Genomic DNA, 12,405 nt, shown 5'->3' on the forward strand with positions numbered 1-12,405 from the left:
TGCAGGCGCCGGTGCGGGCTCGGGTGGTCTTCGGAAGTTACTGAATGTTAACGCCGTCGGCCCGAGTTTGCACCCCAGTGACCTGACCGTAACACCTGTGAATTATTCAGCAATTAGCGTGGTGATAGCCACTAGGCAACGCAGTGAAGCGGGTCCCCGAGCCCCATCGCGTATTCCAGGAGATCGACGGAAGGCACAGGGATGATCGAGCAGCGGAGTGGATCGCCGGCGACGCCGACACCGACCCTCACCCATCCGGAGACGATGCGGGCATCGGTGATGTCCGGGATCGGCGGACCCGAGGTGCTCGAGATCGCCGAGGTGCCGGCGCCCGTTCGCGTGAACGCCGAGGTGCTGGTGAAGGTCGCCGCCGCGGGCGTCAACCCGTTGGACGCCAAGACGCGCGCGGGCCGCGGCGTGGCGAGCGCCATCCCGTCGTACCCGTGCATCCTCGGCTACGACTTCGCGGGCGTGGTGGTCGAGACGCCGTACGCCGCGCATCCGCTGAACGTCGGCGACGAGGTGTTCGGCATGATGTCGGTGCCACGCGGGGAGGGGTCGTATGCCGAGTACGTCTCGGTGCCGAGCCTGCAGGTGACTCGCAAGCCGAAGTCGCTCTCGTTGACCGAGGCGGCGGCGGTTCCGCTCGCGGCCCTCACGGCCTGGGGGCTGGTGGTCGATCTGGCGAAAGCGCATGAGGGGCAGCGGATGCTCATCCATGCCGCCGCCGGTGGGGTCGGGCATTTCGCGGTGCAGTTCGCCACCTATTTCGGGGCGCGGGTGGCGGCGACGGGTTCGGCGCGCAACCAGAACTGGTTGCGGGAGCTCGGTGCCTCGACGGTGATCGACTACACCGCTGTCGCGTTCGAGGAGCAGCTCTCCGATCTCGACGTCGTCATCGACCTCGTCGGCAACGTGCACAACGAGACGGGCAGCCGGTCGTTGTCGACCCTCCGCCCCGGCGGCCTCATCATCAACGGACCCACGGGCAGCTGGCCCGGCTTCGAGGAGGAGGCGGCTGCGGCCGGCGTGCGGGCGACGACCTACAAGGTCGCTCCGGATGCTTCGACCCTCGCCGTCATCGCGCGCCTCATCGATTCGGGTGACGTGCGGGTGCACGTCGATCGGAGCTATCCGCTGTCGGCGGCCGGTGAGGCGCACCGCGACCTCGAGGGTGGTCACACCCGCGGCAAGCTGGTGCTGCAGATCGGCGACCTCCCGTTCTGACTTCGGCAGGGGTGACGCTCAGCACGGCGTCAACGCGTCGACACCGGGACCGAGGGTGGCCGGCCCGCCGAGGATGATGATCTGCTGCGCCTGCAGCCGCTCGATCTCGCCCAGCACGGAGGTGGGTACGCAGTCGTGCTGCACCACGTAAAGGGGCGAACTCCCCTTCGCCGCCCGGGGACCACCACTGAGCGCGTCGGGAAAGGACGTGCCGCTGGCCAGAAAGACGGTCGTCGTCGTGCCCCCGAAGATCGCGCGGTTGATGTTCACGCCGGCTTCATATCGATCCGCCCCATCCGAGCGCGTCACGCCGTAGCGGCGAAGACGCAGGGAGGTCTCAAGGCCCGAGCTGAGCGAATTCGTGCCCCCGACCAGGAAGATGTCGTGCGCACCCAGGGCGTCGATGGCGGCGATGTCGGCATCCGTCGCAGCCTCTTCCGTTCCGTTCACGAGGAGCACGGTCGCGTTTCCCCTCGTGACGGCTGCCGGTGACGCGGTGAGAGCGTCGGGAAAATTCGCTCCCGTCACGGCGAACACCGTATCGGCATCGATGGCGCCGACCGTCGGATCGGTGACCAGGTTCCGCGACACCTCGTAGCGGTCGGCGCCGGCGACGCGAACGACCGTGGCATCCGCCACACGCTGGGAGACCTGCTCCATCGCCGCTTCGGAGACCGATGCCGTTCCGCCGACGATCACGATCGTCGAGGGGTGGAGGCGCGACAGCTCTGCCAGGACCGTCTCGGGAACCGAGTCCTGGGGCGTGAGGAGCAGGGGTGACCCTCGTTGCGCTGCGACGGCGGAGCTGCTCAACGCATCCGCGAACTTCTCTCCGCTCGCGAGGTAGACGATGTCGGCCGAGCGCAGGCTCGACGACACCTTGATCGCCTGGTCGTATCGATCGGCACCCTGAATACGGGTGGGCGTCGGGAACGCGAAGCGAGGCGTCGAGAGAGCTTGCGCGGACGAGACCGTTCCGACGCCCGCCCCCGCGGCGAACACCGCGATCAGGGCGAGTGAGACGGATCGGAAGAGGGATCTGCGAGACATGGCGACCGGCTTTCGGGTTTCGGTGCCTCAATCTTCGCCACGCTCGAGGCCTGGGTGATATGAGTAATTCCCTACTCAGTCATCGAGCTTGCTGTGCCGAGGGTCAGCTCGAGGACGAAGTCGTCGTGCAGTTCCTCTCCGACGAGGAAGTGCTTCACCCCGACCTTCTGGAAGCCGCTCTTCTCGTAGAACCGGATGGCGCGCGCGTTCTGCTGGTTGACGCCCAGCCACACGCTCGCCGCCCCGGACTCGGCGGCGGCATCGATCGACGCCGTCATCAGCGCCGAGGCGACGCCGTGGCCATGGAAGTTCGCGCGCACGTAGCACTTGCTCAGCTCGACGGTCGGCCTTCCAGCCACGGCCGCGGCCACCATCGGGTCGGTCGGCTCGCGGCCGATGAGCATCGTGTAACCCGCGATCTCTCCGTCGACGTCAGCGAGGATGACGGTGCGCGCCGGGTCGGCGAGGTACCCCGCGAACCGCGAATCCGAAAGGTGCTCGGCGATGAATGCGGCGATCGCTTCGGGAGCGGTTCCGGGAGGGCACGCCATCTCGAACGTCTCGGCGGCCACGGCCGATACGATCCCCGCGTCTTCGACGCGCGCTCTGCGAACCCTCGTGACCATTCCCCCACGCTACCGGCGCACCGCACATCCGCCCGCAGGCCCCGCCGCGCCATCCGCTCCACGACACCTGACGATCAATCCGCAGGAGCATCCTCGCCCCAGCACGCAGAAAGGGCCCGCCGCGAGGCGAGCCCCTTCCGAGGTGGTGCGGGTGGTGCGAGACGCGACTAGATCGCGTTGACGTCGAGCGGGATGCCCGGGCCGAAGGTCGTCGAGACGGCGCCCTTCTGGATGTAGCGGCCCTTCGAGGACGACGGCTTCAAACGGACGACCTCTTCGAGGGCGGCCTTGATGTTCTCGTCGAGCTGCTCGGGGGTGAACGCAGCCTTGCCCACGACGAAGTGCACGTTGGCGTGCTTGTCGACGCGGAACTCGATCTTTCCGCCCTTGATGTCGGAGACGGCCTTGGCCACATCCGGCGTCACGGTGCCGGTCTTCGGGTTGGGCATGAGGCCACGCGGGCCGAGCACCTTTCCGAGACGACCGACCTTGCCCATGAGCTCGGGGGTCGAGACAGCGGAGTCGAACGAGGTGTAGCCGCCGGCCACCTTCTCGATCAGCTCGTCGCCACCGACCTCGTCGGCGCCGGCTGCGATGGCAGCCTCGGCCGCGGGGCCCGTCGCGAACACGATGACGCGGGCGGTCTTGCCCGTGCCGTGCGGAAGGATGACGGTTCCACGAACCATCTGGTCGGCCTTGCGCGGGTCGACCCCGAGCTTCAGCGCGACCTCGACGGTGCTGTCGAACTTGGCCGAACCGGTCTCACGAGCGAGCGAGACGGCTTCGGACGGGGTGTAGTACTTGCCGGCTTCGATCTTCTCGGCCGCGGCCCGGTAGGCCTTTGACTTCTGTGCCATTTCCAGCCTCCTCCTTATGCCTCGACCGTGATGCCCATGGAACGGGCGGTGCCGGCGATGATCTTCTCTGCAGCCTCGATGTCGTTGGCGTTCAGGTCGACCTGCTTCTGCTCGGCGATCTGACGCACCTGCTCACGGGTGAGCTTCGCGACCTTAACGGTGTGCGGAGTGGAGGAACCCTTGGCGACTCCGGCGGCCTTCTTGATGAGCTCCGCCGCGGGCGGGGTCTTCAGGATGAAGGTGAACGAGCGGTCTTCGTAGACCGTGATCTCGACCGGGATGACGTTGCCGCGCTGCGACTCGGTCGCCGCGTTGTAGGCCTTGCAGAACTCCATGATGTTGACGCCGTGCTGACCCAGCGCCGGCCCGATGGGCGGTGCGGGGTTGGCGGCGCCGGCCTGGATCTGAAGCTTGATCAGACCTGTGACCTTCTTCTTCGGTGCCATTTCTTCTCTTCTCTATCGAGCCGCGCGAAGGCGGCGCTCCCACCACAGGGCTTCTCCCTGCAGTGGTGTGACGGATGCCCGCGAAGGCAACCGAAATATCTTAGCCGAAAAGGCTGAACAGCCTTACAGCTTCGTGACCTGGTCGAACGAGAGCTCGACCGGCGTCTCACGCTCGAAGAGCGAGACGAGAACCGTGAGCTTGCCGCTCTCGGGCTTGATCTCGCTGATCGATCCGGGCAGGCCCGCGAACGAGCCCTCCTTGATCGTGATGGTCTCGCCGATCTCGAAGTCGACCTCGGCGGGGATGGTGCGCGAGACGGCCTTGCCGCCCTTGCCGCCGGCGGACTTCGCGGTCGGCACCTCCTTGACCTCGACGAGGCTCTTCAGCATGTTGAAGGCCTCCTCGAAGCGCAGCGGCGTCGGGTTGTGCGAGTTGCCCACGAAGCCGGTGACGCCGGGCGTGTGACGCACGACCGACCAGCTGTCCTCGTTGAGGAACATGCGCACGAGCACGTAGCCCGGGATGCGCACGCGGGTCACGAGCTTGCGCTGGCCGTTCTTGATCTCGACGACGTCTTCCATCGGAACCTCGACCTGGAAGACGAAGTCCTCCATGCCCATCGAGGTCTTGCGGCTCTCGATGTTGGACTTCACGCGCTTCTCGAAACCGGCGTAGGAGTGGATGACGTACCACTTGCCGGGAAGCGAACGCAGCTCCGCGCGGAACGCGTCGTAAGGGTCGACCTCGGCGGCATCCTCATCGGCGAGCTCGGCGTCGACCTCGGAGAGCTGCGCCTCCTCGGACTCGGCCGCATCCGCGACGGGCTGGTCGGCCACCTCGGCGTCGTCGTCTTCGAGCACGTCGAGCACGGCGGCGGCCTCGTCGAAGTCGTCGATGTTCAGTGCATCGTCGACGACCGCGTCGGCTTCGGGGTCGGCTGCCTCGTCGATCGCCTCCAGGAGGGCGTCGAGGTCAGCCGGGACACCGGCTTCTTCGGGCTTTGCGTCAGACACGAAATACGTTCCACTTCTTAGCTTGTCGAGCTCGTCGAGCTGTGTTGAGGCCGCAGGATGTCGCGGGAGATCAGGAAGGAGTTCCGAACACCACGATCGCGAGCCAGCCGAACAAGGTGTCGAGCCCCACGACGATCGCCATCATGATGACGACGAACACCAGCACGACCAGCGTGTAGCTGATCAATTCGCGCCGGGTCGGGGTGACGACCTTCTTCAGTTCTGTGATGACCTGCCTGATGAACAGGACGATACGGGCGAACGGGTTGCGCCGGGCCGCCCGCTCCTTCTTGGCGTTCTCGACGACGTCCTCGGAAGGTTCGTCGATTACTTTTCGTGCCACCGTGTCAGTACCTTTCACAAACAGGAGCAGGGCGGACAGGACTCGAACCTGCAACCTGCGGTTTTGGAGACCGCTGCTCTACCAATTGAGCCACCGCCCTAAGCATTGAAAACAGCACAGCTTCGCTACACTCACTCTGAGGATTCAGCGCCAGAAAATAGGCATAGAAAAGCTTGGCAGATTTCAACCACCGACACTCAGTGTAAGTCACTTCCGGTAGGACCGCAAAGGCGGCGGGATGGAGCACCAGATGCGCGCAGGCGCCTTCCGAATCGGATTCGTCGCGACCTTGGGCGGGCTGGTGGCGTTCGCGCTCGGGTTCGCGTTCGTGCAGCTGTCGACCGTGGTCATCTGCATCATGGCGTCCCTGTTCCTGGCGCTCGGCCTCGACCCCCTGGTGCGCTGGCTCACGCGACGACACATCCCGCGCGGCTGGGCGATCCTCATCGTGTTCGTGCTCGTGATCGCTTTCGCGGTCGCGGTGTTCTTCCTCGTGATCCCGGCCGTGGTCGACCAGACCACCGAGCTCGTCACCAGTCTTCCCGACACGGTGAAGGCCGCGACGCAGACGACCTGGTTCACCGACGTGTTCGGCAGTTCGGTCGACACGCAGAAGCTCGTGCAGGACCTCGACGACTACCTCACCGATCCCGGCAACCTCGCAGCCCTGGGCGGCGGTGTGCTGAAGGTCGGGCTTGCTCTCATCAACGGCATCTCGGCCGGCATCCTGGTGCTCGTGCTCACCTTGTTCTTCCTCGGGTCGCTCGAGGCGGTGAAGAACAGCTTCTACGTGCTGGTGCCGATGTCGAAGCGCGAAGGGGTGGTCGCCATCTCCGAGCAGATCGTGCGGTCGATCGGCAAGTACGTGAGCGGGCAGGTCATCCTCGCCGCCACCAACGGCGTCTTCGGGTTCCTCGCCATGATCGTCATCGGAGTCCCGTACGCGGGAGCGCTGGCGGTGGTCGCGTTCCTCCTGGCGCTCATCCCGCTGGTCGGCACCGTGATCAGCGCCATCCTCATCACCCTCTTCGCGCTCACCGTGTCGCCGGGGACCGCCATCGCCATCGGCATCTACTTCCTCGTGTACATGCAGGTGGAGGCATACGTGTTCAGTCCGCGCATCATGAACAAGGCGGTGGATGTCCCGGGCATCCTCGTCGTGATCGGCGCTCTGGTCGGTGGGACGCTCCTCGGCGTGCTGGGCGCGCTGATCGCGGTGCCCGTGGTCGCGTCGATGCTCATCATCATCAAGCAGGTCGTGGTGCCGCGGCAGGCGCTTTCGTGAACGAGGTCATCAGCGCCCCGACCATACTGACCAGCGCGATCGCCCTCCTCACCATCGCCAACCCGATCGGCAGCCTGCCGATCTTCCTCAACCTCACGAAGGACTACGACCGCGCCCGGCAACGGCGGATCGGCTTCCTGGTGGGCATCGCGGTGTTCGCGGTGCTGACCGTGTCGCTGCTGGCGGGGAAGTACATCCTCGAAGCCTTCGGGATCGATCTCACGTCGTTCCGCATCGCGGGCAACCTGCTCGTCGCCTCCATCGGCTGGGCCATGCTGACCGCGAAGCAGAACGTGGTGGCGGTGTCGGACACTCAGTCGCCCGTGGTCGTGCCGCTCGCGATCCCGCTGATCGCCGGGCCGGGCGCCATCAGCCTCGTGATCACCTTCGCCGACGACAACCCCACCCCGCTCGACCTGCTCGCCGGCGTCGGCATCAACCTCCTGGTCGCGGTCGCGATCACCGTGGTGCTGTTCTTCGCGCCACAGGTCGCTCGCGCGGTGAAGCCCACCGGCATGAGCATCGTGACCCGCATCTTCGGGCTGCTCCTGCTCTCGATCGCCATCCAGTCGATCATCAGCGCCCTCACCGAGGCTTTCCCCGTTCTCACTAAGTAGGCTGGTGGGCGTGACGGAACACGCACGCATCTCGCACAGAATCGCATCCATCGCCGAGTCGGCGACCCTCAAGGTCGACGCCAAGGCCAAAGCGCTCCAGGCGGCCGGGCGGCCGGTCGTGAGCTACGCCGCCGGGGAGCCCGACTTCCCGACGCCCGAGCACATCGTGGAGGCGGCCGCGGTCGCGGTGCGCGATCCGAAGAACCACCGTTACACCCCCGCCGCCGGACTGCCGGAACTGCGCGAGGCCATCGCCGCGAAGACGCTCCGCGACAGCGGTATCGAGGTCTCACCGGCCCAGGTGATCGTGACCAACGGCGGCAAGCAGGCCGTTTACGAGGCCTTCGCCACGCTTCTCGACCCGGGCGACGAGGTACTCGTGCCCACGCCGTTCTGGACGACGTATCCTGAGGCCATCGCTCTCGCCGGCGGCGTGCCGGTGCAGGTGTTCGCGGGCAGCGACCAGGACTACCTGGTGACCGTGGAACAGCTCGAGGCCGCCCGCACCGACCGCACCAAGGTGCTCCTGTTCGTCTCCCCGTCCAACCCCACCGGCGCGGTCTACTCCCCCGAGCAGACGAAGGCGATCGGCGAATGGGCCGACGAGCACGGCCTCTGGGTCATCAGCGACGAGATCTACCAGAACCTCGTCTACGACGGCCTGACCGCCGTTTCCATCGTCGACGCCGTGCCGGCTCTCGCCGACCGCACCCTGCTGGTCAACGGCGTCGCCAAGACCTACGCGATGACCGGATGGCGCGTGGGCTGGATGGTCGGCCCTCTGGACGCGATCAAGGCCGCATCGAACCTGCAATCCCACATGACCTCCAACGTCGCGAACGTCTCCCAGCGCGCGGCGATCGCGGCGCTGACGGGGCCGCAGGACACGGTCGACGTGATGCGCGCCACCTACGACCGGCGCCGCAAGCTGATCGTCGACGGCCTCAACCGGATCGACGGCGTCCACACGCCGCTCCCCGAGGGCGCCTTCTACGTGTACCCGGATGTCACGGGGCTGCTCGGCCGCACGTGGGGCGGGGTCACCCCCACCACGTCGCTCGAGCTCGCCGACCTCATCCTCGAGCAGGTCGAGGTGGCGACGGTTCCCGGCGAGGCCTTCGGACCGAGCGGATTCCTGCGCCTGTCCTACGCGCTCGGGGACGACGCGCTGGCCGAGGGCGTGGCCCGGCTGCAGAAGCTCTTCGCGTAGCGCGTCGCCGGCCCGCGACCGCCCGCGCATCCACCGACCGGGGGATGTCGGAATCCTGCCTCCGACGGCTGGTGCCTGCGCCACCGAGTGACGAGCATGGGAGCATGACTTCTTCGCATCGCGGCTCCGGACCGGCGGTCACCGTCGACGGACTCCGCAAGAGCTACGGCAGCTTCACCGCCGTCGACGGCATCGGCTTCGAGATCGCCCGCGGCGAGACCTTCGCGCTGCTCGGCCCGAACGGCGCCGGCAAGAGCACGACCGTCGAGATCCTCGAGGGCTACCGCGAGCGCAGCGGAGGCGAGGTGAGCGTGCTGGGCACCGATCCGCGTCACGCCACCCTCGAGTGGAAGGCGCGCATCGGCATCGTCCTCCAGCAGACCGGCGAGAGCGGCAACGTCACCGTGCGCGAGCAGCTCACCCACTTCGCGGGCCTGTATCCGCATCCGCGCGACATCGACGAGGTCATCGCGGCCGTCGGTCTCGAGCAGAAGGCGAAGACGCGCATCAAGTCGCTCTCTGGCGGACAGCGACGGCGAGTGGATGTCGCCCTCGGCGTGATCGGCCGACCCGAGCTGCTCTTCCTCGACGAGCCGACCACGGGCTTCGATCCGGAGGCCCGGAGGCAGTTCTGGGAGCTGATCCGCTCGCTCTCGCGGGAGGGCACGACGATCGTGCTCACCACGCACTACCTCGACGAGGCGGCGCAGCTCAGCGACCGCGCGGCGGTGATCGCGGGCGGCCGGCTGATCGACATCGGGCCGGTGCACGAACTCGGATCGGCGGAGGCGCGCGTGCCCTTGGTGCGCTGGCGCGAGAGCGGGTCGGGCGCGGTGCGCGAGCAGCGCACCCTCGAGCCGGCGCGCTTCGTCGCCGGTCTGGTGGCCGAGCACGGCGAACCCGCCGAGCTCGAAGTCATCCGCCCCTCGCTCGAGGACATCTACCTCGAGCTCGTCGGCGCGGCCGAAAACGACGCGGAGGCAGCGGCATGAGCACCACGACCCTCACCCCTGGAACCCTGAGCGAGACGACAGGCGAGGCACGCTTCGGTGCCCTCCGCGCCCTGCGGCTCGGCCTCCGCCGTGTCGGCTACGAGACGAAGCTCTACTTCCGCGCCGGCGACACGGTCTTCTTCACCTTTCTCTTCCCGGTGGTGCTGCTGGGCATCTTCTCGGTCGCGTTCGACGGCCTCGGAAACGTGGGCGCGAATCCTGACGGCTCCGGCGGCATCAGCCAGGCCGCCTACTACCTGCCCGGCATGATCGCGGCCGGCATCCTGCTGAGCGGCGTGCAGAACCTGGGCGTCGACATCGCGATGGAACGCGGCGACGGCACCCTCAAGCGTCTGGCCGGCACTCCCCTGCCCGTCATCTCCTACTTCATCGGCAAGATGGGGCAGGTGCTCGTCACCTCGCTGGCGCAGGTGATCCTGCTCCTCCTGCTCGCCCGGGTGGCCTTCGGCGTGGCGTTGCCGACCGAGCCCGAGAAGTGGTTCACCTTCGCGTGGGTGTACTTCCTCGGCATCTTCACCGCCGCCGTCCTCGGCATCGCGATCTCGCGGCTGCCGCGCTCGGGAAAGAGCGCCTCGGCCGTGATCATCCCGCCGCTCCTGGTGCTGCAGTTCATCTCCGGCGTCTACCTCAGCTTCGCCCTGCTGCCCGAATGGCTGCAGAACATCGCGAGCATCTTCCCGCTCAAATGGATCGCGCAGGGCATGCGGGCAGCGCTGCTCCCCGATTCCTTCGCCTCGGCCGAGGCCGGCGGCAGCTGGAACCTTCCCGGCGTCGCGATCGCGCTCGGCATCTGGCTGGTGGTCGGGCTCGTGGTCTGCCGGGTGACGTTCCGCTGGATCCGCAAGGACAGCTGACCGGCGGATGTCGCGCGCGGTCGTTCCTCACCCCGCACATGAATAGGGTTGGCCCATGAACCGCAACCGCTGGTGGCACGTCTCGGTGACGGGCGCGCTCCTCGTCGTGGGCGTGCTCGTGGCGAGCACCCCGGTGCCGCCGGCCTGGACGACGCCGGCGGCGATCGCCCTGCTCGGTGCCTTCGGGGTGTTCTACGCCGTGGCCGGGCGCCGCGGGTTCCACGAGCAGCGGTGGGCGACACCCATGACCGTCGCCGTGATCGTGACCGCCTCCGCGGGTACCGCGCTCTCGCCCAACATGGCGACGCTGCAGTGCATCGCGTTCCCGATGATCTGGACGCTCTGCCCGGGTGGATCGCTGCGCCGCCCGATCCTCACCTGCGTGGCGATGGCCGTCGGCGTCGCCGCGGGGTTCTGGATCAGCCTCGGCGGCGGGCTCGACGCGCTCGTGCAGGGTGTCGTGATCGAAGCGGTCTCCGTGGCGCTCGGCATCGGGATCGGCGTGTGGTTCACCACCGAGATGCGCGCCGGCGCGGAGAACACGCGTCTGCTCGCCGAGCTGACGGCCACCCAGGGGCAGCTCGCCGCCATGCACCGGGAGTCCGGCGCGTCGGACGAGCGCGAGCGCCTCGCGCGGGAACTCCACGACACCATCGCCCAGAACCTCACCAGCCTCGTGATGCTCGCGCAGCGCGGCCAGAACCGCGGGACCGACGAGGCCGGGATGCGCGACGACTTCGAGCTGATCGAGCAGGTGGCGCGGGATGCGCTCACCGAGGCCCGCGCGCTCGTCGCCGCCACCGCGACCGTGCCCGTCGACGGCGGCCTGACCTCCGCTCTCGCGCGGCTCGTGACCACCTTCGAGCGGGAGACCCGGATCGAGATCGAGACGTCGCTCGAGGAGGTCGGAGCACTGCCGCGCGAACTCGAGGTCGTGCTGCTGCGCTGCGCTCAGGAGGCCCTCGCCAACGTGCGCAAGCACTCCGGCGCCTCGCGGGCGCGGCTGACGCTCGGCCGCGAGGCCGGCGCCGTCACGCTCACGGTGGGCGACGACGGGATCGGGATCGGCACCGACCACGCCGCGAGCGTTCACAGCGGTTTCGGGCTGGAGGGGATGCGGCAGCGGCTGACCCTGGTCGGCGGCACCCTGCGCGTCGCCTCGCTCGCCGGCGGCGGGACCGAGCTCGTCGCGACGATCCACCAGGGAGAGGCGACCGCGTGACCGACGTCATCCGCGTGCTCGTCGCCGACGACCACCCCATCGTGCGCAGTGGCATCGTGGCGCTGCTCGGCGCGGCCGACGGCATCGAGGTGGTGGCCGAAGCCGCCGACGGCGCCCAAGCCGTCGCCCTCGCCGCTGACGCCGAGACACGTCCCGACGTGGTGCTGATGGACCTGCGGATGCCGGTGCTCGGCGGCTCGGAGGCGACCGCCGCCATCCTCACCGCCGACCCGCGCATCCGCGTGCTCGTGCTCACCACCTACGAGAGCGACGACCACATCCTCGGCGCCATCGAGGCGGGCGCGAGCGGTTACCTGCTGAAGGCGGCTCCGCAGGACGAGATCATCGCGGGCGTGCGCTCGGTGGCGAGCGGCCAGACGGTGCTCGCGCCGTCGATCGCCACGAAGCTGGTGGAGCGGATGCGGGCCGGCGCACCGTCCTCCGCCCCTGCGCTGAGCGCGCGGGAACTCGAGGTGCTCCGGCTCGTCTCGGCCGGCAGGAGCAACCCCGAGATCGCCCGCTCCCTCTTCATCGGCGAAGCCACGGTGAAGACGCATCTGCAGCACGTCTTCGAGAAGCTGGGCGTCTCCGACCGCACCAGGGCGGTCACCCGCGCGATGGAGCTCGACCTCCTCTGAGAC

The 12,405-nt window shown here is 67.9% G+C and carries 14 protein-coding genes and 1 tRNA gene; 8 read left to right on the forward strand and 7 right to left on the reverse strand.

Going from position 1 to position 12,405, the window contains the following annotated elements; translation table 11 throughout:
* The first annotated feature begins 201 nt into the window (after positions 1-201).
* Positions 202-1,227: an NADP-dependent oxidoreductase gene (locus tag ACFJGU_RS04150; protein ID WP_382307908.1), complete on the forward strand. Its 1,026-nt coding sequence runs from the start codon at positions 202-204 to the stop codon at positions 1,225-1,227.
* Positions 1,228-1,245: 18 nt separating this feature from the next.
* Here the strand turns inward: ACFJGU_RS04150 and ACFJGU_RS04155 are convergent, their stop codons facing one another.
* The 7 genes from ACFJGU_RS04155 to ACFJGU_RS04185 all read right to left on the reverse strand — a co-directional run bounded on the left by ACFJGU_RS04155 (position 1,246) and on the right by ACFJGU_RS04185 (position 5,663).
* The gene (locus ACFJGU_RS04155) at positions 1,246-2,277 is read right to left on the reverse strand and encodes a cell wall-binding repeat-containing protein (protein ID WP_382307910.1); all 1,032 of its coding nucleotides are present in this window, start codon (positions 2,275-2,277) and stop codon (positions 1,246-1,248) included.
* A 71-nt stretch (positions 2,278-2,348) separates the two neighbouring features.
* Positions 2,349-2,903, reverse strand: coding sequence for a GNAT family N-acetyltransferase (locus ACFJGU_RS04160; protein WP_382307912.1), 555 nt, complete (start codon positions 2,901-2,903; stop codon positions 2,349-2,351).
* Between the two features lie 167 nt (positions 2,904-3,070).
* Positions 3,071-3,760 carry a 50S ribosomal protein L1 gene (gene rplA, locus ACFJGU_RS04165; protein WP_382307914.1) on the reverse strand — a complete coding sequence of 230 codons (690 nt, stop codon included), beginning with the start codon at positions 3,758-3,760 and terminating at the stop codon, positions 3,071-3,073.
* Positions 3,761-3,774: 14 nt separating this feature from the next.
* A complete protein-coding gene (gene rplK / locus ACFJGU_RS04170; protein WP_022896506.1) occupies positions 3,775-4,206 on the reverse strand; it encodes a 50S ribosomal protein L11 in 432 nt (143 codons plus the stop codon).
* Positions 4,207-4,329: 123 nt separating this feature from the next.
* Positions 4,330-5,220 (reverse strand): transcription termination/antitermination protein NusG, encoded by an 891-nt coding sequence (nusG, locus tag ACFJGU_RS04175; protein ID WP_382307917.1) that lies wholly within the window; start codon positions 5,218-5,220, stop codon positions 4,330-4,332.
* 70 nt (positions 5,221-5,290) lie between these two features.
* On the reverse strand, positions 5,291-5,563 hold the full coding sequence (secE, locus tag ACFJGU_RS04180; RefSeq protein ID WP_022896508.1) for a preprotein translocase subunit SecE: 273 nt from the start codon (positions 5,561-5,563) through the stop codon (positions 5,291-5,293).
* Positions 5,564-5,590: 27 nt separating this feature from the next.
* A tRNA-Trp gene (locus ACFJGU_RS04185) sits at positions 5,591-5,663 on the reverse strand.
* Between the two features lie 138 nt (positions 5,664-5,801).
* Here ACFJGU_RS04185 and ACFJGU_RS04190 point away from each other — a divergent pair.
* The 7 genes from ACFJGU_RS04190 to ACFJGU_RS04220 all read left to right on the forward strand — a co-directional run bounded on the left by ACFJGU_RS04190 (position 5,802) and on the right by ACFJGU_RS04220 (position 12,402).
* Positions 5,802-6,848, forward strand: coding sequence for an AI-2E family transporter (locus ACFJGU_RS04190; RefSeq protein ID WP_382307919.1), 1,047 nt, complete (start codon positions 5,802-5,804; stop codon positions 6,846-6,848).
* Positions 6,845-7,465, forward strand: a complete 621-nt coding sequence (locus ACFJGU_RS04195) for a MarC family protein (protein WP_382307921.1) — start codon at positions 6,845-6,847, stop codon at positions 7,463-7,465. Before ACFJGU_RS04190 ends, ACFJGU_RS04195 begins: the two co-directional genes overlap by 4 nt.
* A 10-nt stretch (positions 7,466-7,475) precedes the next feature.
* Positions 7,476-8,675: a pyridoxal phosphate-dependent aminotransferase gene (locus tag ACFJGU_RS04200; protein WP_382307922.1), complete on the forward strand. Its 1,200-nt coding sequence runs from the start codon at positions 7,476-7,478 to the stop codon at positions 8,673-8,675.
* A 104-nt stretch (positions 8,676-8,779) separates the two neighbouring features.
* Positions 8,780-9,667 (forward strand): ABC transporter ATP-binding protein, encoded by an 888-nt coding sequence (locus ACFJGU_RS04205; RefSeq protein ID WP_382307923.1) that lies wholly within the window; start codon positions 8,780-8,782, stop codon positions 9,665-9,667.
* Positions 9,664-10,542 (forward strand): ABC transporter permease, encoded by an 879-nt coding sequence (locus ACFJGU_RS04210; RefSeq protein ID WP_382307925.1) that lies wholly within the window; start codon positions 9,664-9,666, stop codon positions 10,540-10,542. Before ACFJGU_RS04205 ends, ACFJGU_RS04210 begins: the two co-directional genes overlap by 4 nt.
* Positions 10,543-10,597: 55 nt before the next feature.
* Positions 10,598-11,764, forward strand: a complete 1,167-nt coding sequence (locus ACFJGU_RS04215; RefSeq protein WP_382307927.1) for a sensor histidine kinase — start codon at positions 10,598-10,600, stop codon at positions 11,762-11,764.
* Entirely contained in the window at positions 11,761-12,402 is a 642-nt protein-coding gene (locus tag ACFJGU_RS04220; RefSeq protein ID WP_382307929.1) for a response regulator, read from the forward strand. Before ACFJGU_RS04215 ends, ACFJGU_RS04220 begins: the two co-directional genes overlap by 4 nt.
* The last annotated feature ends 3 nt before the right edge of the window (positions 12,403-12,405 follow it).

It is taken from the genome of Herbiconiux sp. UC225_62 (genome assembly GCF_042694625.1).
Classification (GTDB): Bacteria; Actinomycetota; Actinomycetes; order Actinomycetales; family Microbacteriaceae; genus Herbiconiux.

Excerpts from the sequence above, each read along its gene's own strand:
- ACFJGU_RS04215 (WP_382307927.1), top strand. The coding sequence starts at position 10,598 with ATGAACCGCAACCGCTGGTGGCACGTCTCGGTGACGGGCGCGCTCCTC.
- rplK (WP_022896506.1), bottom strand. The coding sequence starts at position 4,206 with ATGGCACCGAAGAAGAAGGTCACAGGTCTGATCAAGCTTCAGATCCAG.
- ACFJGU_RS04160 (WP_382307912.1), bottom strand. The coding sequence starts at position 2,903 with ATGGTCACGAGGGTTCGCAGAGCGCGCGTCGAAGACGCGGGGATCGTA.
- ACFJGU_RS04150 (WP_382307908.1), top strand. The coding sequence starts at position 202 with ATGATCGAGCAGCGGAGTGGATCGCCGGCGACGCCGACACCGACCCTC.
- ACFJGU_RS04155 (WP_382307910.1), bottom strand. The coding sequence starts at position 2,277 with ATGTCTCGCAGATCCCTCTTCCGATCCGTCTCACTCGCCCTGATCGCG.
- rplA (WP_382307914.1), bottom strand. The coding sequence starts at position 3,760 with ATGGCACAGAAGTCAAAGGCCTACCGGGCCGCGGCCGAGAAGATCGAA.
- ACFJGU_RS04190 (WP_382307919.1), top strand. The coding sequence starts at position 5,802 with ATGGAGCACCAGATGCGCGCAGGCGCCTTCCGAATCGGATTCGTCGCG.
- ACFJGU_RS04210 (WP_382307925.1), top strand. The coding sequence starts at position 9,664 with ATGAGCACCACGACCCTCACCCCTGGAACCCTGAGCGAGACGACAGGC.
- ACFJGU_RS04205 (WP_382307923.1), top strand. The coding sequence starts at position 8,780 with ATGACTTCTTCGCATCGCGGCTCCGGACCGGCGGTCACCGTCGACGGA.